The following is a 17,793-nucleotide window of genomic DNA, read 5'->3' as shown; positions in this document are numbered from 1 at the left end:
ATCCTCTAGGCTCAGTGGGCCACGGCGGCGGCGCCGTGCTCGTCGATGAGATGGCCGGTGTTGAAGCGTTCCAGGCCGAACGGCGCGTTCAGCGCGTGCGGCTCGCCCCGGGCGATCGTGTGGGCGAAGACGAAGCCGGACCCCGGCGTCGCCTTGAAGCCGCCGGTTCCCCAGCCGCAATTGATGAACAGGTTGTCGACCGGCGTCTTCGAGATGATCGGGCTGGCGTCGGGGCAGACATCGACGATGCCGGCCCATTGGCGCAGCATCCGCAGCCGGCTGAAGATCGGGAACAACTCCAGCAGCGCGCCCATCTGGTGCTCGATCACGTGGAAGCTGCCGCGCTGGCCGTATCCCGTGTAGGCGTCGATGCCGGCACCCATCACCAGCTCGCCCTTGTCGGACTGGCTGACATAGACGTGGACGGTGTTGGACATCACGACGCAATCGATCACCGGCTTGACCGGCTCCGACACCAGGGCCTGCAGCGGGTGGCTCTCGACCGGCAACCGCAGGTCGGCCATGCCGGCCACGACGCTGGAGTGACCGGCGGCGACAATGCCGACCTTGCCGGCCTTGACGAAGCCCATCGAAGTGTCGACGCCGACCACCTTGCCGTTCTCGCGGCGGATGCCGGTGACCTCGCAGTTCTGGATGATGTCGACACCCCGGGCGCTGGCGGCGCGGGCGAAGCCCCAGGCGACCGCGTCGTGCCGGGCGGTGCCGGCGCGGCGCTGCAGGGTGCCGCCCATGATCGGGTAGCGGACATCCTTGGAGATGTTGATGATCGGGCAGAATTCCTTGACCTGCTCGGCCGTCATCCACTCGCTGTCGACACCGTTGAGGCGGAGCGCGTTGACCCGGCGCATGCCCTCCCGCACGTCGCCCAGGTTATGGGCGAGGTTGAGCACGCCGCGCTGGCTGAACATGATGTTGTAGTTCAGCTCCTGGCTCAGCCCCTCGTAGAGCTGGAGCGACTTCTCGTAGAGGGCGGCGCTCTCGTCCCACAGGTAGTTAGACCGGATGATGGTGGTGTTGCGGCCGGTGTTGCCGCCACCCAGCCAGCTTCGCTCGATCACGGCGACATTGGTGATGCCGTGCTCCTTGGCGAGGTAATAGGCCGTCGCCAGCCCATGCCCACCGCCGCCGATGATGACGACGTCGTAGCCGTCCGGTTTCGGCCGGTTGTCGCGCCACGCGCGGTCCCAATTCTGGTGATGGGACGCCGCGTTCCTAAGGAGGGAGAAAATCGAGTACTTCGCCATGCCATCCTCACCCTGTACCGTGGCGTGACCCTATCGCGGAAACGCGCCGGACCGCTAGAATGCGGCGGCCAATTCGGCATAACGAATGCGACACCACCCCGTTCAAGCCCGTCGGAAATCCATAGTAGAAACCGAAGATGACATCGACCACCACCCTCGCCCCGCCCGTACGGGCCGCCACCGGCCGGGCCACCCTGATCGGCGTTTCCGCCATCCTGATGTGGGCCCTGCTGGCGCCGCTGACCGCGCTGACCGGCACCCTGCCCCCGTTCCAGACGGTGGCGGTCGCCTTCGCGATCGGGGGACTGACCGGCATCTGCGGCACGCTGGCGGGCGGACGCTCGCCGCTCCGCGCGATGCGCCAGCCGCTGGCCGCTTGGGGCCTGAGCGTCGGTGGGCTGTTCGGCTTCCACTTCCTCTACTTCCTGTCGCTGAAATCCGCCCCTCCGGTCGAGGCGAACCTGATCAATTACCTGTGGCCGCTGTTCATCGTGCTGTTCTCGGCCCTGCTGCCGGGCGAGCGCCTGCGCTGGTGGCACGTCGCCGGCGCCATGGCGGGCTTGGCCGGCACGGTGCTGCTGGTGACGCGCGGCGGCGGCGTCGCGATCGAGCGCGCCTACGTGGCGGGATATGTCGCGGCCCTGGGGAGCGCCCTGATCTGGACCACCTACTCGCTGCTGAACCGCCGCTTCGGTCAGGTGCCGACCGACGCCGTCGCGGGCTTCTGCCTGGCGACGGCGGCTCTGGCGCTGCTCTGCCATCTGGCGTGGGAGGTGACGGTCTGGCCCGACGGCATCGTCGGGTGGCTCGCCCTCGTCGGCCTCGGCATCGGCCCGGTCGGTGCCGCGTTCTTCGCCTGGGACCACGGCGTCAAGCGCGGCGACATCCGGGCGCTTGGCGCCATCTCCTACGCCTCGCCGCTGCTATCGACGCTGCTGCTGATCGGCTTCGGACTGGCGCCGGGACATTGGACGGTTTGGGCGGCGTGCGGGCTGATCGTGGGAGGCGCGGTTCTGGCGAGTTGGGAGGTGTTCAGGCGGGGGTGAGGGGCGCAGCCATTTTCCCCGTCATTTCCGAAGGTCGATAGGTGCCATTCCCAACGGTCCCTCCCCCGGATCGCGCCTCAGGCCGCGAAGCGGATCGTTGACGATATTTCGTCGAGTGGCATGGAGAGTTGGCCCGATTGATCCCTCTCAAGAAGGCCAAGTTCCTCAAGCGCCACGACATCCTCGTGGACCCGTTTGACATCCCGGCCAAGTTCCCGTGCCAGCGCTCGGATACCGGCTACCGGTGCGCGCCGCAGGTGGCGCAGCAACTCGTAGCGCTTCGGCGTCAGAACCGCGCAAAGAGCGCTCCAATCCTCGAAATATAGCTTATCGGTCACCTCGATATCCCGCCCGGCCTCGGCGGCTTTCCAGGCATTGGCGACTTCGGACGCGGCCAGTTCCAGAGCGCCTTCCGTGACACGAATTTCCCGCTTGCCGCCATTAGTCTCCGACATTTTTCTTCCTCCACTCAGTCACGGCCGCCAGAAAGTCGCCAATCAAACCATCCACTCCCATGAGCTTACTAAACTAATAGTTGTACAATCACGCAATTTACCAATTCCCTAAACCGCTTTGGTAGTCCCAAGCGCGCTTGGCTCAGTACTCAATGCCCATGGTCGCACTTTTCTCGTTCATTGTTCAAGCTGACGGCACGCTACCCGCCTCACTCGAACAATCTTCGGTCCGGCGGCACCAGATCGCGGTCCAGCGCCAGCGCCGTCACGGCGCTCAGGCCCTCCGCCATCGCGGGAGGGCCCGGCGGCGGACCGTCGCGGCGCAGCCCGCTGGGGCTGACGCCGTAGACACCGCGGAATTGGCGCGAGAAGTGGGCGCAGTCGGAGAAGCCGGTCTCCTGCGCGATGTCGGTCACCGATCGGGTCGAGTTGCGCAGCAGCCAGTGACCGTAGCGCAGGCGCAGGATGCGGTAGAAGCTGTTCGGGCTCATGCCGGTCGCCTCGCGGAACAGCCGCTCGAACTGGCGGGTGCTGACGCTGAGCCGACTGGAGATTTGCTCGACCGTCAGCGGCGTGGTCAGGTTCTGCTCCATCAGGAGCAGGGCCCGGCGGACGCGGTCGTTGACGATCGCAGGCCCGCCCTCGACCGCCGTGGGCGGCTGGGGCTGCGACTGTCCGGCTGGCCGGGCCTTGTCGATCAGCATGATGTGCATGGTCTTCTGGGCGCAGGCGGAGCCCAGGTGCCGCTCGATAAGGAAGGCGGCGAGGTCGGCGACGCCCGCCCCTCCGGCGCAGGTGATACGGTCGCGATCGACCACGTAGAGCTGTTCCGCGACCGGCTGATGGTCGGGGAACTCCTCCAGATAGTCGCGGTAATGGTACCAGCTGACGCAGCAACGCCGATTGCGCATCAGCCCGGCGCGGCTGAGCACGAAGCTGCCGGTGCAGACCCCCACCAGGCCGACGCCCTGGGCGGCCGCCGTCCGCAGATACTCGACCGCCTGGGCGTCCAGTTGCGGACCGGCGTGGAGCAGCCCTCCGACCACCACGAGATAGTCGAACTGGCGTGGGTCCTGGAAAGCTTCCCAGCGCGCGACCGGGATGCCGCAGCTGGATTTGACCGGCTCGGGCGACGATCCCATGATGGTCCAGCGGCAGCGGATCTGGCGGCTGCCATCGCCGTCGTCGGCCGCCAGCCTCAGCGCGTCCATGAAGGTGGCGAGGGCCGTCAGCGTGAAGTTGTTTGTCAGGATGAAACCAACGGACAAGCCGCTCCGTCCGGGGGCGCCGGTCATTTCACGCCCGGTCATCTCACGGTGGCGTGCTGGCGCGCTGGATCGGTCAGCGGACGCAAGCGATGGCCGCTCTGGTCGTCACGCGGCGCCACGCCGAAGTAGTCGCGGTAGCATTTGCTGAAATGGGTGGCGGAGACGAAGCCGCAGCTGATCGCCACCTCCATCACCGACATCCGGGTCTGGAACAGCAGTTGGCGCGCCCGCTTGAGTCGAAGTCCCAGATAATACCGGGCGGGCGAGCAGTTCATGAACTTGCGGAACAGCCGCTCGACGTTGCGGCGCGACTGGCCGAGCTGATTGGACAGCGTCAGCAGGTCCAGCGGCTCCTCGATATTGGCCATCATCAGCTTGACCGCCGCGGCCAACTCCTCCCGCTCGATGCCGGGATCGGGCTGTATCGCCTCGCGCTGGCGGACCGAGCCCTGGCGGATCTTCTCGTGCAGCAGTTGTTCGGCGATGCCGACCGCCAGCTTGTCGCCATGGGCCGACGCCACGCGGTGGAGCATCATGTCCATCGCCGCCGTGCCGCCGGCGCAGGTGAAGCGATTGCGGTCGATGTTGAACAGCTCGCCGGTGGCGTCGATCTCCGGATAGGTTTCCGAGAACCCCGCCAGATTTTCCCAATGGATGGTGCAGCGATAGCCGTTGAGCAGGCCGGCCCGGGCCAGGATGTGGCTGGCGGTGCAGAGCGAGCCGAACTCGACGCCCCGCGTGGCGCGCCGGCGCAGCCAGGACAGCACGGTGCGATCGTCGTACCAGTGTCCATCGATGCCACTGCACACGATGATGGTGGGAAGCTCCGGCGCCGCGTCGATGCCGTGATCGACCGCGATGCGGAGCCCGCAGCTGGCTTGGCCGGACGCGCCATCGGGCGAGAGCAGCACCCAGCGGTACAGCTCCCGCCCGCTGATGTGATTGGCGAGGCGCAGGGGTTCCAAGGCCGCCGTGAACGCGATCAGCGAGAATTGGGGGATCAGCAGAAATCCCACTGTCTCAGGCGTGCTCACGACATGGCCCATAACGGGGAGACCTCTCAGGACGCGTGGATCACCGACTCATATGCGAAACAGGACATTCACCCCTGCGACAATCCCGAGGCAAGAGGCGCCGCGTGGATCATCCTAAAGCGTCCGACATCCCCGGCGCACCTCACCCCGCCGTCCGCCCGGCGGCCCATCCGGCCGTCCGCTCGGCGGCCCATCCGGCCGTCCGGTAGCTGGACGGCGCGTCCCGGTTGGCGGGAGCCCGTCGGACCGGCAGGTCGCCCGCCACATGGTACGGCACATCGGCTTGGGGCAGCGGCATCCGGCCCCGGATCACGTCGGCCAGCTTCTCGGCCATCATGATCGTCGGCGCGTTGAGGTTGCCGGTGGTGATCTGGGGCATGATCGAGGCGTCGATGACACGCAGCGCCTCGACGCCATGCACCCTGCCCTCGCCATCGACCACCGCCATGTCGTCGGTGCCCATCCGGCACGAGCACGATGGATGATACGCCGTCTCGCCGTGGTGGCGGATGAAAGCGTCCAATTCGGCATCCGACTGGCATTGCAGGCCGGGGCTGATCTCCCGTCCGCGGTAGGGGTCCAGCGCCGGCTGCGAGATGATCTCGCGGGTGATCCTGATCGCGTCGCGGAACTCGCGCCAGTCCTGCTCCGTGGACATGTAGTTGAACAGGATGCTGGGCGCCTCGCGGGGGTCGCGCGATTTGGCGTGGATACGGCCCCGGCTGGGCGAGCGCATGGACCCGACATGGGCCTGGAAGCCATGGGCGTCGACCGCGTTGGTGCCGTTGTAGTTTATCGCGACCGGCAGGAAGTGGTACTGGATGTTCGGCCACGCGAAGCTGGGATCGGAGCGGATGAAGCCTCCCGCCTCGAACTGGTTGCTGGCGCCGGTGCCGGTGCCCATGAACAGCCATTCGGCACCGATCGCCGGCTGGTTCCACCATTTCAGCGCCGGATAGAGCGAGACCGGCTGGGTGCACTCGTACTGGAGGTACATTTCCAGGTGATCCTGAAGGTTGGCGCCGACGCCGGGGATCTCGGCCACCAGCGGCACGTCCAGCTCCCGCAGCAGGGCGGCGGGGCCAAGGCCGGACCGCTGCAGCAATGCTGGCGAGGCGATGGCGCCGGCGCAGACCAGCACCTCGCGCCGGGCGCGCGCGGTGACCGGCTTGCCGTTCCGCAGATAGGCGACACCGACCGCGCGCTTGCCGTCGAATAGGACGCGGTCGCTCAGCGCGTGGGTCCCGATGGTCAGGCCGGGCCTGCCCTTCGCCATGTCCAGGTAACCCCGCGCGGTGCTGGCCCGGCGGCCTTCCGGCGTCACCGTCCTGTCCATCGGGCCGAAGCCCTCCTGCTGGTAGCCGTTCAGGTCGTCGGTGCGCGGATAGCCGGCCTGCACGCCCGCCTCGATCATCGCGTGGTACAGCGGGTTGTTGTGGGTCTTCGGCGTCGCGACCGACACCGGGCCGTCGCCGCCATGATACTCGTTGGGGCCGATGTCGCGGCTCTCCGCCTTCCGGAAATAGGGCAGGCAGTCGCGATAGCCCCAGCCATCCAAGTCGAACTGGTCGCGCCAAGTATCGAAATCCAGCGCGTTGCCGCGGATGTAGCACATGCCGTTGATCAGGGAGGACCCGCCCAGCCCCTTGCCCCGGCCGCATTCCATGCGCCGATTGTCCATGTGGGGCTCGGGCTCGGTCAGATAGGCCCAGTTGTAGCGCTTGCCCTGGAGCGGGAAGGCCAGCGCCGCCGGCATCTGGGTGCGGAAGTCCATGCGGTGATCGGGACCGCCCGCCTCCAGCAGCAGGACGCTGACGCCCTCGTCCTCCGTCAGGCGGGCGGCCAGCACGTTCCCGGCGGAACCGGCGCCGACGATGATGTAGTCGAACTCCTTGATCTCAGGCATCGTTCAGGTCCCTTCTGGACAGAGGGCGTATCGGGGATTTCCGGCGGACATTGGCCGGGTGTCAGAACACGGAGCCGTAGGCGCCCAGTTCGACCTGGATCGACTTGATCCTCGTATAGTGTTCGAGCGTGCCGAGGCCGTTCTCGCGGCCGATGCCCGATTGCTTGTAGCCGCCGACCGGCATTTCCGCCGGCGACTCGCCCCAGCCGTTGATCCAGCAGATGCCGGCCTCGAGTTGGTGGATGACGCGGTGCGCCGTGTTCAGGCTCTCGGTGACGACGCCGGCTGCCAGCCCATAGGACGTGGCGTTGGCGCGGCGGATCACCTCCTCCTCCGTCTCGAAGCCCAGCAGGCTCATGACGGGACCGAAGATCTCCTCGCGCACGATCGCCATGTCGTCGCGGCAATCGCTGAAAACCGTGGGCTCGACGAAGGCGCCCTTGTCGAACGGCGCCCCGGTGACGCGCGAGCCGCCCGCCAGCAGGGTGGCGCCCTCCCGGCGGCCCAGCTCGATGTAGCGGAGCACCTTGTCCAGATGGGCGAAGCTGGACAGCGGGCCGAAATTGGTGTCCGGGTCGAGCGGATCGCCCAACCGGACGCGGCGGACCCGCTCCAGCAGGCGGGCTTGGAAGTCCGCCATCACCGAGGCGTGGACGAAGACCCGCGTGCCGTTGGTGCAGACCTGACCGGAGCTGTAGAAGTTGGCCATCATCGCGATGTCGGCGGCGCGGTCCAGGTCGGCATCGGGGAACACGATCAGCGGCGACTTGCCGCCCAGTTCCATCGTCACCTCCTTCAGCGAGGAGCCACCGGCGGCCGCCATCACCTTGCGGCCGGTCTCGACGCCCCCGGTGAAGGAGATCTTCTCGATGCCGGGATGCTCGGCCAACAGGGCGCCGACACGTCCATCGCCTTGGACGACATTGAACACGCCGTCGGGCAAGCCGGCCTCGGTGTAGATCCCGGCCAGCTTGAGCGCGCTCAGCGGCGTGACCTCGCTGGGCTTGAAGATCATCGCGTTGCCGGCGGCCAGCGCCGGGGCGGATTTCCACAGCGCGATCTGGATCGGATAGTTCCAGGCGCCGATGCCGGCGACCACGCCCAGCGGCTCGCGCCGGGTATAGACGAAGGACGAGGCGCGGAGGGGGATCTGCTGGCCCTCGATCGCGGGGACGAGGCCGGCGTAATACTCCAGCACGTCGGCGCCGGTTACGATGTCGACGGCGCTGGTCTCGCTGAGCGGTTTGCCGGTGTCGAGCGTCTCCAACTCGGCCAGCGAGTCGTTGCGCTCGCGCAGGATCTCCACCGCGCGGCGGAGGACGCGGGAGCGCGCCATCGCCGTCATCGCCGCCCAGTCCCGCTGGCCCTCACGGGCGCTGGCGACCGCGCGGTCGATGTCGGCGGCCGACGCCATCTGGATCTCGGCGAGGATCTCGCCAGTCGCCGGATTGACGGAGGTGAAGGCGGCGCCGCTTTCGGCCGGGGTCGGACGACCGTGGATGTAAAGCTGCTGCTGTCCGAACCTCGCCATGGCGCTCTCCCCGTATCGCTTATACCGACCGTTCCAATTTCGATGAGTCCGATGTAATGGTTTTATATTGAACGTTCAACCAAAAAAGAATCCGGTATGGGGAAGGCCGCTTTGAACCGCGTGGCTGTCGAGGGGACCGGGATTCTCAGCCTTCTGTTTCCCTTACGGAAATAGCGCAAAATTCGAATGAATATCCCCGTCATCTTTCACGGATCCGGCGATCCCTTCATCGCGCGCAATGATTCCCGGAGAGTCCCGATCCTTCGGTATCAAGCCGTTAAACTTTGAGTCCCATAGTGGCTCGGCATCACGTCGGGTTACTTCATGTCCTTTTTCGACATCCTTTTCTCCCTCGCGCAGAGCGCCGGTCTGCTCGGTCTGATATTGGCGGTCCATACCAGCGTCCTGAGACGATTCGCGAAACAGCGTCGTCTCCAGTCCATGGCTTGCGGCCTGCTGTTCGGCTGTGGCGCCGTTTTGGCGATGATGGCGCCGATCCATTTCCTTCCCGGCGTCATGATCGACGCGCGAACCATCATGCTGGGCTTGGCCGCTCCCTTCGGAGGTATCCCCGCCGCGGTCTTGGCGGCCTCGATGGCCGGCGCCCACCGCTATTTCTGGACCGGCGGCGTCGGCGCCATGGCCGGGACCACCGGCATCATGGTCGCGGCCTTGGCGGGAATCGCGTTCACCCTGCTGTTCCGGACCTCGCTCGACAGGCTCCGGACGGGCCATTTCCTGATCCTTGGCCTGATGGTGTCGACCTATCTTCTCAGCGCCCTGCTGCTGCCATCCTGGCAGGACGGACTGCACACGGTCATGACGGCGGGCCCGCCCGTCGCGATCATGACGACGGGGGGCATCCTCCTGTTCGGCACCCTGCTGTCGCGGGAGCGGGAACGGCTGGGCAGCATCGAGGCGCTGAGAACCAGCGAGGCCAAGTACAGGGCGATCTTCGATTCTGCGGTGGACGCCATCACCATCATTGATCCGGAAGGAAGGCTGGTCGCGTTCAACCCGGCGGCGGAACGGATGTTCGGCCACGCCGCCGCCGACATGCTGGGGCGGGACATCGGCATCCTGATGCCCGGCCCCGAGGGCGCCCATCCTGGCGTCACGAGCTTTCGCGCCGGCATGAGCCGGGAGATCGAGGGACGGCGCCGGGACGGCGCGGTCTTCCCGCTCGACCTGTCCATCGCGGAGTGGGACTGCGGCGGCGAGCGACGGCACCTGACCGTGATCATGCGGGACGTCTCGGAACGCAACCGGATCGCCGCCGAACTCCAGCGCGCCAAGGAGGCCGCCGAACAGGCCAACCAAGCGAAAAGCGAATTCCTGGCGGGTCTCAGCCATGAACTGCGCAGCCCGCTCAACGCCATCATCGGCTTCGCCGACATGACCCGCAATCAGGTGGCCGGCCCCTTGGGCGACAAATGCTATCAGGAATGGGCGAGCGACATCTGCGAGAGCGGCCAGCACCTGCTGGAATTGATCAACGAGATCCTCGACCACGCCAAGGCGGAGGCCGGCAAGTTGACCCTCAACGAGGAGGATGTCGACCTGCACCGCGCCGTCGATTTCTGCACGCGCATGATGGAACCCAGAACCCGGAGGGCGGGTATCGACCTGTCCACCTCGCTGGCGTCGGACGCCCGCTTCGTCCGCGGCGACGAGAAGCGGATCCGGCAAATCCTGCTCAACCTGATTTCCAACGCCGTCAAATACACGCCGTCGGGCGGGCGGGTGACCGTGATCACCGACCTGGATTCGTTCGGCGGCGTGACGCTGTCGGTCACCGATACCGGGATCGGCATCGCCGAGAGCAACCTCAACCACATGTTCGAGTCGTTCTGGCGCGCCGACAACGTCAACCACCGCGATGTCGAGGGAACCGGCCTCGGCCTGCCGCTGACCCGGCGGCTGGTCGAGCTACACGGCGGCGTCATCAACCTCAGCAGTATTTTGGGCAAGGGCACAACCGCCACGGTCCGCCTGCCCCACCACCGCGTCGTGACCCGCCAAGCGGTCAACAGCCCCGCGCTCGTCTCGACGCGCCCGCTGACGATCCTGGTGGTGGAGGACGACGCCATCATCCGTCTGGCCACCAAGTCGCTGCTGGCGGAGTGGGGACACACCGTCGTGACGGCGGCCAACGCCAACGAGGCGCTGGTGGTGCTGCGGAGCGAACAGCCGATCGACCTGCTGTTCAGCGACATCGTCATGCCGCCCGGCATGAACGGCGCCGAATTGGCGTGGCTGACCGAGCGCCTGCGTCCCGGCATCGCCATCCTGCTGACCTCCGGCTTCGCCGGCCACGCCGTCGCCGACGAGGACGCGACCGGCCGCGGCTACACCATGGTCGCCAAACCCTATTCCACCGCCGAACTGCGGAAGAAGCTGACCCAGGCGATGCGTGAGAAGGACAGGAACCGGGAGGGTGACCGGGACGCCGCGCGCGGCGGGATCAGGAGCTTGGAGACCGGCGACGGCGGACCGGATTTGATGACGGCTTGAGAGCGCGCGGCTCCACTCGAACGCGCCCGTCCTCCGCGGGAAAGACCGCCGACCGCTACGCCACGGTCTCCGCCGCCGTTCCCAGTTGCGCCGCCAGATAGCCGCGCACGATGGTCCGGGCGGTCGCGGGATTCTCGGCGCCGTCCAGCGAGGCGCGCAGCCACAAGCCGTCGATCAAGGCGGCGAGACCCGTCGCGGCCTCCTCCGCCCTGCCGTTGGGCAGCAGGCGGCGGAGATCGTAGAGCAGATTGGAGCGCAGGCGGCGGGCGTTGACGCGCTGGAGCCGGGCCAGTTCGGGCACGTGCGGGACTTGCGCCCAGAAGGCCAGCCACGCGACGATGACTGGCCGGTCGAACTGGGCGTCGGCGAAATTACCGTCGATGATGGCCGCCAGGCGTTGTTCCGGCGTCGAGGCCGCCGACAGGCGCTCCACCACGTCACGGCGCAACTGTTGCAAAAGAGTTCGCATGGTCGCCTCAAGAAGGTCGTCCTTGCTGCCAAAATAATGATGTATGATGCCAGTGGATACGCCCGCTTCCTTGCTGATCCGCGATATGGTAGCGTCAGCGAAACCGTACCGGCTGATCGACGTGATCGTCGCTTCGATCAACTGTTGTCGGCGTATCGGCTCCATACCGACTTTCGGCATGAGTAACTCCCCAACTTTCGGCTTTATCCGAAGGTGAACTTAGCTTTTTTTAATTGGACGTTCAATCGAAATAAGGTAGATCTGTTCGGCATCACGGGCATAACCTGCGGGAGTTACCTGATGCCGACTAGCCCTCACAATCAAAAGTTTGGTTTCGCCGCGCGCGGCTTGACGCGCGCCTTGGTGTTGGCATTCACCGTCTCCACCGTGGCGCTGACGGCCGCCGCCCCCGCACCGGTCCTGGCGGCCGAGGCGGCCCAATGCAAGACGGTCCGGTTCGGCGATGTCGGGTGGAGCGATATCGCGGCCACCACGGGAACGGCGTCGGTCGTGCTCCAGGGGCTGGGCTACCAGACCAAGACGCAGATCGCGTCGGTGCCGGTCGTGTTCCTCGGGTTGAAGAAGAAGGACATCGACGTCTTCCTCGGCAATTGGATGCCGACCATGGAGACCTTCATCAAGCCCTATGTCGACGACAAGTCGATCGAGGTCGTGCGCGCCAACCTGGAAGGCGCCAAGTACACGCTGGCGGTGCCAACCTACGCGGCGGAGGGCGGGTTGCGGTCGTTCGCCGACATCGCCAAGTTCAAGGACAAGCTGGACGGCAAGATCTATGGCATCGAGGCCGGCAACGACGGCAACGTCATCATCGACAACATGATCAAGGGCGATGCCTTCGGCCTGAAGGACTTCCGGCTGGTCGAGTCGAGCGAGGCCGGCATGTTGAGCCAGATCAAGCGGGCGGCCCGCTCGAAGCAATGGGCAGTGTTCCTGGGGTGGGAACCGCACCCGATGAACAAGGCGATCGACATGACCTATCTGACGGGCGGCGACGATTGGTTCGGGCCGAACCTGGGCGGCGCCACCGTCTACACCAACGTGCCGACCGGCTATCGCCAGACCTGCCCCAACGTCGGCAAGTTCCTGGAAAATCTCGTGTTCGACCTGAACATGGAGAACGAGATCATGACCGCGATCATCGACGATCACCAGCAGCCGGAGGCCGCGGCGACGGCGTGGCTCAAGAACAACCCGAAGGTGCTGGAAACCTGGCTCGCCGGTGTCACCACCGCCGATGGCAAGGACGGGCTGGCGGCGGTCAGGAAGCACCTGAAGCTGACCTGAACACCGCGGCGGGCTTTGGGTCGGAGCCAAGAGGATCGACAAGGCATGGGATTTGTCGCAAAAAGGCAGGTCAAGCCTTGTGCGGGCGCCTAAACTTTAGTCGTTTGGGCGCTTAGCCAATCCTCTCCCGTCGCCATTGGATGCCGAGCCATGGACACCCGGTTCAACCCGACCCCGATCGAAACAGCGCCGCCCTCCCTGGAGAACGCCTGCGTGATCCTGCTGGGCGGCGGCCTCGCCGATTGGGTCGGCATGGCGGATTGGATGGCTTTGGCGGGCCAGGTCGGGCGTCAGCGCCCCGTGGTGATCGTTCCGACCGGCGGCCCCTTCGTGGACACGGTGCGCGAGGCGGAGGACATGTGGCGCCTGCAGCCCGGCGTCGTGCGCCGGATGACGCTGCTGGCGATGGACAGCTTCGCCCTGATGCTGCACGGCATCCATCCCGAGATCGCGACCGCCTTGAACGCGTCAGAGATGCGGGTCAACGCGTCCGCCGGACGGGCCAGCGTCTGGCTTCCGTCATCGCTGGCGGCGGCGCGGCCGGACCTGATCGAGGATTGGGACGCCACCTCGGACAGTCTCGCGGCTTGGCTCGCGGTGGACGTGAAGGCCGAGCGGCTGATCCTGGTCAAGGCGGGAGCCTGCCCGTGCCACGGTCCGGGAAACCCGTTCGCGAGCGGCGGGCCGGATACCACGGCGATGGTTCGCGATGGCCTGCTCGGACCCGACTTCCCGGCGTGGCGGAGGCGGTTCCAGGGTGCCGTGTGGTGTGTCGAACGGGAGCGGGTCGAGGAAGTCGCGGCGGCGCTGGAGCGGGGCAACGGCTTGGGATGCCCCTTGGCGGCGACTCCGTGGCGGAGCACTGACCAAGGGACGGGCCAAGGGATGACTTGAGGTCGGTCAGGTGGTGCGGCGATTCCGGGTCAGCTTGCGGCCGATGGCCCGGGCCAGCAGTCCCAGCACCCAGACGCCGAGCGCCACCGCGACGCTGACCGCCGTGACGAAGATCCATTGAGCCTGCCCGAAGCCGCAGTTGCAGACGTTGAGCAAGTACGCGAAGACCGCCCCGCCGCACAGCAGGGCGAAGATTGCGTTGATCAAGGCTGGTTCTCCGTCGCTCAGGCGTGGGCCGCGAGGGCGTAGACGCGAGCCTCGGTCTCGGCCAGCACCCAGCCTTCGACCGTGACGGTCCTGCCCGCCGCGAAATCCTCACGGACCCGGCCGCGCAGCCAGCCATGGACCTCGGCATCGCCGGAGGCAGCGAGGCGATCCCGCTCGCCGCCGAAGATCGCGTCGATCAAACCGGCCCGCGTCTGGGCCGGGGACTGGCACACCGCGGTGTCGCCGTGACAAGCCGCTCCCACCCGACGCACGTCGCGCGGGCTGGAGAACAGGCGGAGAGCGCTGTCCGCCAGATCGCGGTCGCCCGCGCGCTCCGGCAGGGCGAAGGCGCCGGCGGGCGCCGTCACGGCGGCGAGACCGCCGACGGCGGCGAGGCTCGCCAGGGCGGAACGGCGGGTAAGCTCGATGCGGTTGCTCATGCTGTCAACAGCCCCTTCAAATGTCCGGCCAAGCGGACGGAGAGCGACGTGATGGTGAAGGTCGGGTTCGATGTGCCGACGGTCGTGAAGACGGAATTGCCGACGACGTAGAGGTTGTCGACGCTGTGGACCTTGCAGTTGGCGTCGACCACGCCGTCGCGCGGGTCGGCGCTCATCCGGGTCGTGCCGGCGTGGTGGAAACCCCAGGTGTCGAAGCGCGACCAGACATTGGGATCGTCCGCCATCTCGATCCGCATCCGGCCGATGCCCAGGCGCCCCAGTTCCTCGCCCATGATCTCCATCGAGCGGACGACGCTGTGCTTCTCGATCTCGCTGGTTTCCCAGTGCAGGTTGATCCGACGCAGTCCCAGATTGTCGACTTGGTCGTTCAGGGTGATGCGGCTGTCGGGGTTGGGGACCTGCTCGACCTCCATCTTCAGCAGCCAGACGCTCGTCTTCGCCTCGGAGCCGGTGATCCGCCGCGCGAGGTTGCCGGCGACGTAGTCGATGTCGCAGATGACGTTGCCGACATGGACGTTGAAGTCGCGAACCCAGCCGCCACCGGAGATGAACTTCTTCAGCCCGTCACGGATCGCGGCCAGCGACCGGTCGCCCTGGGTGCGGATGCCGTCATAGGGCTCCATGCTGAACTGCGCGTTGCAGATCCGCTCGGCCCGGATGGTCGGCTCGCTCAGGTGCAGCGAACCTTCCACGTACTCGCCGGTCGGCATGCCGTTCCGCTGATAGAAGCTGAGGTCGGACGAGCCGTCGGATACCAGGATCATGCCCGGGCTCGACACCCGGTGCTCCATGAAATAGCGCCCGACATTGTCGTGCTCGTTGCCGATGCCCTTGTTGCGCACCTTGTTGGCGTTGAGCAGCATCCGCGGGTTCTCCATCCCGCCGCAGGCCAGCACGAAGTGGCGGGCGCGGAAGGTGGAGCGGTTGCCGGCGGCGTTGACGACCGTGACCTCCTTGAGGAGGTCGTCGGTCTCGCCCATCACCATGTCGACGACGCTGCTGTTGAGATAGCAGGTGACGTTGGGCGAGGCCTTGACGGCGTCGCGGTGGACCTCGCCGAAGCGGGTGCCATGGATCTGGGTGGCGCCGGTGTGGAACTTGTCGGGGTCGAACGGCAGCATGGGCAGGCCGGCGGTCTTGGACCAATGCTGGCCGTCGAACAAGGCGGGATGCAAGCCGATGATCTCGGCGGCGCGCGGGAAATGCGCCTTGACGTCATCCAGCGTGATCGGCCAGCCGCTGTGCGGGATCCAATCGCGCTTCTCGTAGTCGATCGGGTCGAGACTGCGGCAATAGCCGCCCCAATGGTTGGTGGTTCCCCCGAAATAACGCAGACGGCACGCGTCCAGATCGGCATACTCGATGCCGGACTGGGTGCCTTCGTAGTTGGGCTGGCCGTTTTCCGGATAGTCGAAGCCGCCCGCCTCGATGATGGCGACGCGGAAGGGAGCGCCGGTCAATTCCAGCGCCATCGTGATGCCGGCGGCGCCGGCCCCGATGATGCAGATCTCGGTCTCGATAACTTCGCCGGCGGGTATTTCGGCGCCTTCTAGGATCATATCTCTCAGTCCCTGGTCACGGCGAGCGGGAGCCTAGGTTTTCACCCTGGACGCGGACAATCGAGCAGGGTTGGTACTCCAAACGCCACAAATCAAAGGTAGAGCAACCGGCTCGGCCACCAACGTGTTTCCCCGGCACCGACGATTCAAGGAGACCCTCATGGCCCACATGGATACCGCCTTCGTGTTCGATCTGGACGGCACCCTGATCGACAGCGTCTACCAGCACGTGCTGGCTTGGCAGGAAGCTCTGGACGCGGAGGGGATCGAGCTTTCCGCTTGGCGCATCCACCGCAAGATCGGCATGAGCGGCGGACTGTTCACGAACATGCTGGTCCGCGAGACCCAGTTAGACATCAACCCCGAGTTGCTCGGTCGGCTGCGGAAGAGGCACGCCGAGGCCTACCACCGCCAAGCCGGCAAGCTGCGGGCCCTGCCCGGCGCCAAGGAGCTGCTGGCGCACCTGACCGGCGCCGGCATCCCTTGGACGATCGCCACCAGCGGCAGGATGGAGACGGCGGCGCCCGCCCTCGAGATCCTGGGCGTCGACCTGGAGCGGGTGAAGGTGGTGACGCGCGATCAGGTCAAATACGCCAAGCCGGATCCCGACCTGTTCTTGACCGCCGCCGAGCGATTGGGAGTCGACATCCAATCGACCATCGTGGTCGGAGACAGCATCTGGGACACCCTGGCGGCCCAGCGCGCCCGTGCCCTGAGCGTCGGTTTGCTATGCGGTGGCTATGGCGAGGACGAGCTTCAGAGGGCGGGAGCCTTCCGGGTCTACGAGGATCCGGCCGACCTGCTGAGGCACTTGGACGAGGTCGGCGGACGGCGCTGAGGGAAGGCGCGGGCGGCGGGAACAAGGAATGCCGACAATGCGTTCTTTCGGCCATGGAAAACTCCTATCCGTTGCCGCGCGAGACGCGGCGCCCGGCGCGGGCCAGGATCGCCCGCCAGCCGCTTGCCGCGAAGCTCCAGTCCCGTCCGCCGCGTGGCTTCGGCGCGCTTGACCTCGCCATCCGGAAATACTGCCTGGAAGACCCCGGCCCGATCGCCAACGCGGTCAAGATCGCCGGCCGCTACGGCATCAAGCGCCATGTCCTGATCCCGGGGTTCGCCCTGTGCTGGGTGGCCGGACGCAAGGCCGACCTGCCGGAGTTGGAGCGCGCCGGCAAGATCGGGCTGACCGGCGTGGTGGCGACGGCCCTGGTCGCCGAGGTGATCAAGCGGAGCCTGTGCCGCGCCCGTCCCTGCGATTGTGGCGACTCCGCCGAATGGGGCACCAAGGGCGCCCGTTCCTTCCCGTCGGGCCACGCCGGCAGCGCCTTCGCGGCGGCCACCGCCATCGCCTGCGTGGTGGAGGACCGCCGTGTCGGCGCTGGCGCGCTGGTGGCGGCGGGCGTGCTGGCGGGAGGCCGGGTTATCGCCGACCGGCACTGGGCCTCCGACGTGCTGGCCGGCGCCGCGCTCGGCACGGCGGTGACCGCGCTGGGAGCGTGGTGGATCACGCGGAAGGATATCGGCAGGTAGGGGGAAAAGTGGGGGGAGATGGTGTCCGCGGCGGGATTCGAACCCACGGCCCCAGGATTCATGCCACTTCGGCTTTCGCCGCCGCCGGGATCCCGAAAGCTCCCGGCGTTCGTGGTCTGGACTGTCCCTTCACCATGGGCCGAAGCCGACAGGTGCCGCCCGTCCAGTCTCTACACCTTCCCAGGCCTTTCGGCCGGGGCTTGGCTCGGGATTGGCAAGGTGTGCTGTGACACCGGAGCTTTCCCCGACTTTGAGCGGTTCCGCCGCGCGGTTTCCCATCGCGACGCCCAATTGAACTTAGGAATCCTGTGCTCTATCCTGCTGAGCTACGCGGACATTATCTCCCGCC

The 17,793-nt window shown here is 66.6% G+C and carries 16 protein-coding genes; 6 read left to right on the top strand and 10 right to left on the bottom strand.

What is annotated here, in order from left to right; translation table 11 throughout:
- Nucleotides 1-11: 11 nt before the first annotated feature.
- Complete coding sequence (locus tag N825_RS01940) at nt 12-1,265, bottom strand: sarcosine oxidase subunit beta family protein (RefSeq protein ID WP_037446087.1); 1,254 nt, start codon at nt 1,263-1,265, stop codon at nt 12-14.
- 137 nt (nt 1,266-1,402) lie between these two features.
- Here N825_RS01940 and yddG point away from each other — a divergent pair, with 137 nt between their 5' ends.
- On the top strand, nt 1,403-2,311 hold the full coding sequence (gene yddG, locus N825_RS01935) for an aromatic amino acid exporter YddG (protein WP_051511404.1): 909 nt from the start codon (nt 1,403-1,405) through the stop codon (nt 2,309-2,311).
- A gap of 77 nt (nt 2,312-2,388) precedes the next feature.
- Here yddG and N825_RS01930 read toward each other — a convergent pair whose 3' ends face one another.
- The 5 genes from N825_RS01930 to betB all read right to left on the bottom strand — a co-directional run bounded on the left by N825_RS01930 (nt 2,389) and on the right by betB (nt 8,505).
- Entirely contained in the window at nt 2,389-2,766 is a 378-nt protein-coding gene (locus N825_RS01930; RefSeq protein ID WP_037446086.1) for an HVO_A0114 family putative DNA-binding protein, read from the bottom strand.
- A 209-nt stretch (nt 2,767-2,975) separates the two neighbouring features.
- Complete coding sequence (locus tag N825_RS01925; RefSeq protein ID WP_245612971.1) at nt 2,976-4,034, bottom strand: GlxA family transcriptional regulator; 1,059 nt, start codon at nt 4,032-4,034, stop codon at nt 2,976-2,978.
- Nucleotides 4,035-4,072: 38 nt separating this feature from the next.
- The gene (locus N825_RS01920) at nt 4,073-5,068 is read right to left on the bottom strand and encodes a GlxA family transcriptional regulator (RefSeq protein ID WP_245612970.1); all 996 of its coding nucleotides are present in this window, start codon (nt 5,066-5,068) and stop codon (nt 4,073-4,075) included.
- Nucleotides 5,069-5,210: 142 nt separating this feature from the next.
- Nucleotides 5,211-6,974, bottom strand: a complete 1,764-nt coding sequence (betA, locus tag N825_RS01915) for a choline dehydrogenase (RefSeq protein ID WP_051511403.1) — start codon at nt 6,972-6,974, stop codon at nt 5,211-5,213.
- 61 nt (nt 6,975-7,035) lie between these two features.
- On the bottom strand, nt 7,036-8,505 hold the full coding sequence (gene betB / locus N825_RS01910; protein ID WP_037446084.1) for a betaine-aldehyde dehydrogenase: 1,470 nt from the start codon (nt 8,503-8,505) through the stop codon (nt 7,036-7,038).
- Nucleotides 8,506-8,829: 324 nt separating this feature from the next.
- Here betB and N825_RS36095 point away from each other — a divergent pair, with 324 nt between their 5' ends.
- On the top strand, nt 8,830-11,019 hold the full coding sequence (locus N825_RS36095; protein WP_051511402.1) for an ATP-binding protein: 2,190 nt from the start codon (nt 8,830-8,832) through the stop codon (nt 11,017-11,019).
- A 55-nt stretch (nt 11,020-11,074) separates the two neighbouring features.
- Here N825_RS36095 and betI read toward each other — a convergent pair whose 3' ends face one another.
- Complete coding sequence (betI, locus tag N825_RS01900; protein WP_037446083.1) at nt 11,075-11,668, bottom strand: transcriptional regulator BetI; 594 nt, start codon at nt 11,666-11,668, stop codon at nt 11,075-11,077.
- Nucleotides 11,669-11,788: 120 nt separating this feature from the next.
- On the opposite strand from betI, the gene N825_RS01895 reads away from it, so the two are divergent.
- Both N825_RS01895 and N825_RS36090 read left to right on the top strand, forming a co-directional pair.
- A complete protein-coding gene (locus tag N825_RS01895) occupies nt 11,789-12,793 on the top strand; it encodes a choline ABC transporter substrate-binding protein (RefSeq protein WP_084164167.1) in 1,005 nt (334 codons plus the stop codon).
- A 150-nt stretch (nt 12,794-12,943) separates the two neighbouring features.
- Nucleotides 12,944-13,687: an amino acid kinase family protein gene (locus N825_RS36090; protein WP_051511401.1), complete on the top strand. Its 744-nt coding sequence runs from the start codon at nt 12,944-12,946 to the stop codon at nt 13,685-13,687.
- A 6-nt stretch (nt 13,688-13,693) separates the two neighbouring features.
- On the opposite strand, the gene N825_RS01885 is transcribed toward N825_RS36090, so the two are convergent.
- The 3 genes from N825_RS01885 to N825_RS01875 are packed head-to-tail and all read right to left on the bottom strand — an operon-like array spanning nt 13,694 to nt 15,914.
- Nucleotides 13,694-13,894 (bottom strand): hypothetical protein, encoded by a 201-nt coding sequence (locus N825_RS01885; protein ID WP_037446081.1) that lies wholly within the window; start codon nt 13,892-13,894, stop codon nt 13,694-13,696.
- 17 nt (nt 13,895-13,911) lie between these two features.
- On the bottom strand, nt 13,912-14,334 hold the full coding sequence (locus tag N825_RS01880; protein ID WP_037446080.1) for a hypothetical protein: 423 nt from the start codon (nt 14,332-14,334) through the stop codon (nt 13,912-13,914).
- The gene (locus N825_RS01875; protein ID WP_037446079.1) at nt 14,331-15,914 is read right to left on the bottom strand and encodes an FAD-dependent oxidoreductase; all 1,584 of its coding nucleotides are present in this window, start codon (nt 15,912-15,914) and stop codon (nt 14,331-14,333) included. The genes N825_RS01880 and N825_RS01875 overlap by 4 nt, the downstream gene beginning before the upstream one ends.
- A 160-nt stretch (nt 15,915-16,074) precedes the next feature.
- Here N825_RS01875 and N825_RS01870 point away from each other — a divergent pair, with 160 nt between their 5' ends.
- Complete coding sequence (locus N825_RS01870; protein ID WP_037446078.1) at nt 16,075-16,752, top strand: HAD family hydrolase; 678 nt, start codon at nt 16,075-16,077, stop codon at nt 16,750-16,752.
- Nucleotides 16,753-16,805: 53 nt separating this feature from the next.
- A complete protein-coding gene (locus tag N825_RS36085; protein WP_051511400.1) occupies nt 16,806-17,444 on the top strand; it encodes a phosphatase PAP2 family protein in 639 nt (212 codons plus the stop codon).
- The last annotated feature ends 349 nt before the right edge of the window (nt 17,445-17,793 follow it).

The organism is Skermanella stibiiresistens SB22 (assembly GCF_000576635.1).
Lineage (GTDB): Bacteria > Pseudomonadota > Alphaproteobacteria > Azospirillales > Azospirillaceae > Skermanella > Skermanella stibiiresistens.
This window is presented reverse-complemented; position numbering and strand designations above follow the sequence as displayed.

Excerpts from the sequence above, each read along its gene's own strand:
- N825_RS01875 (WP_037446079.1), bottom strand. The coding sequence starts at position 15,914 with ATGATCCTAGAAGGCGCCGAAATACCCGCCGGCGAAGTTATCGAGACC.
- N825_RS01930 (WP_037446086.1), bottom strand. The coding sequence starts at position 2,766 with ATGTCGGAGACTAATGGCGGCAAGCGGGAAATTCGTGTCACGGAAGGC.
- N825_RS36085 (WP_051511400.1), top strand. The coding sequence starts at position 16,806 with ATGGAAAACTCCTATCCGTTGCCGCGCGAGACGCGGCGCCCGGCGCGG.
- N825_RS36090 (WP_051511401.1), top strand. The coding sequence starts at position 12,944 with ATGGACACCCGGTTCAACCCGACCCCGATCGAAACAGCGCCGCCCTCC.
- betI (WP_037446083.1), bottom strand. The coding sequence starts at position 11,668 with ATGCCGAAAGTCGGTATGGAGCCGATACGCCGACAACAGTTGATCGAA.
- yddG (WP_051511404.1), top strand. The coding sequence starts at position 1,403 with ATGACATCGACCACCACCCTCGCCCCGCCCGTACGGGCCGCCACCGGC.
- N825_RS01895 (WP_084164167.1), top strand. The coding sequence starts at position 11,789 with ATGCCGACTAGCCCTCACAATCAAAAGTTTGGTTTCGCCGCGCGCGGC.
- betA (WP_051511403.1), bottom strand. The coding sequence starts at position 6,974 with ATGCCTGAGATCAAGGAGTTCGACTACATCATCGTCGGCGCCGGTTCC.
- N825_RS01940 (WP_037446087.1), bottom strand. The coding sequence starts at position 1,265 with ATGGCGAAGTACTCGATTTTCTCCCTCCTTAGGAACGCGGCGTCCCAT.
- betB (WP_037446084.1), bottom strand. The coding sequence starts at position 8,505 with ATGGCGAGGTTCGGACAGCAGCAGCTTTACATCCACGGTCGTCCGACC.
- N825_RS01870 (WP_037446078.1), top strand. The coding sequence starts at position 16,075 with ATGGCCCACATGGATACCGCCTTCGTGTTCGATCTGGACGGCACCCTG.
- N825_RS01880 (WP_037446080.1), bottom strand. The coding sequence starts at position 14,334 with ATGAGCAACCGCATCGAGCTTACCCGCCGTTCCGCCCTGGCGAGCCTC.
- N825_RS36095 (WP_051511402.1), top strand. The coding sequence starts at position 8,830 with ATGTCCTTTTTCGACATCCTTTTCTCCCTCGCGCAGAGCGCCGGTCTG.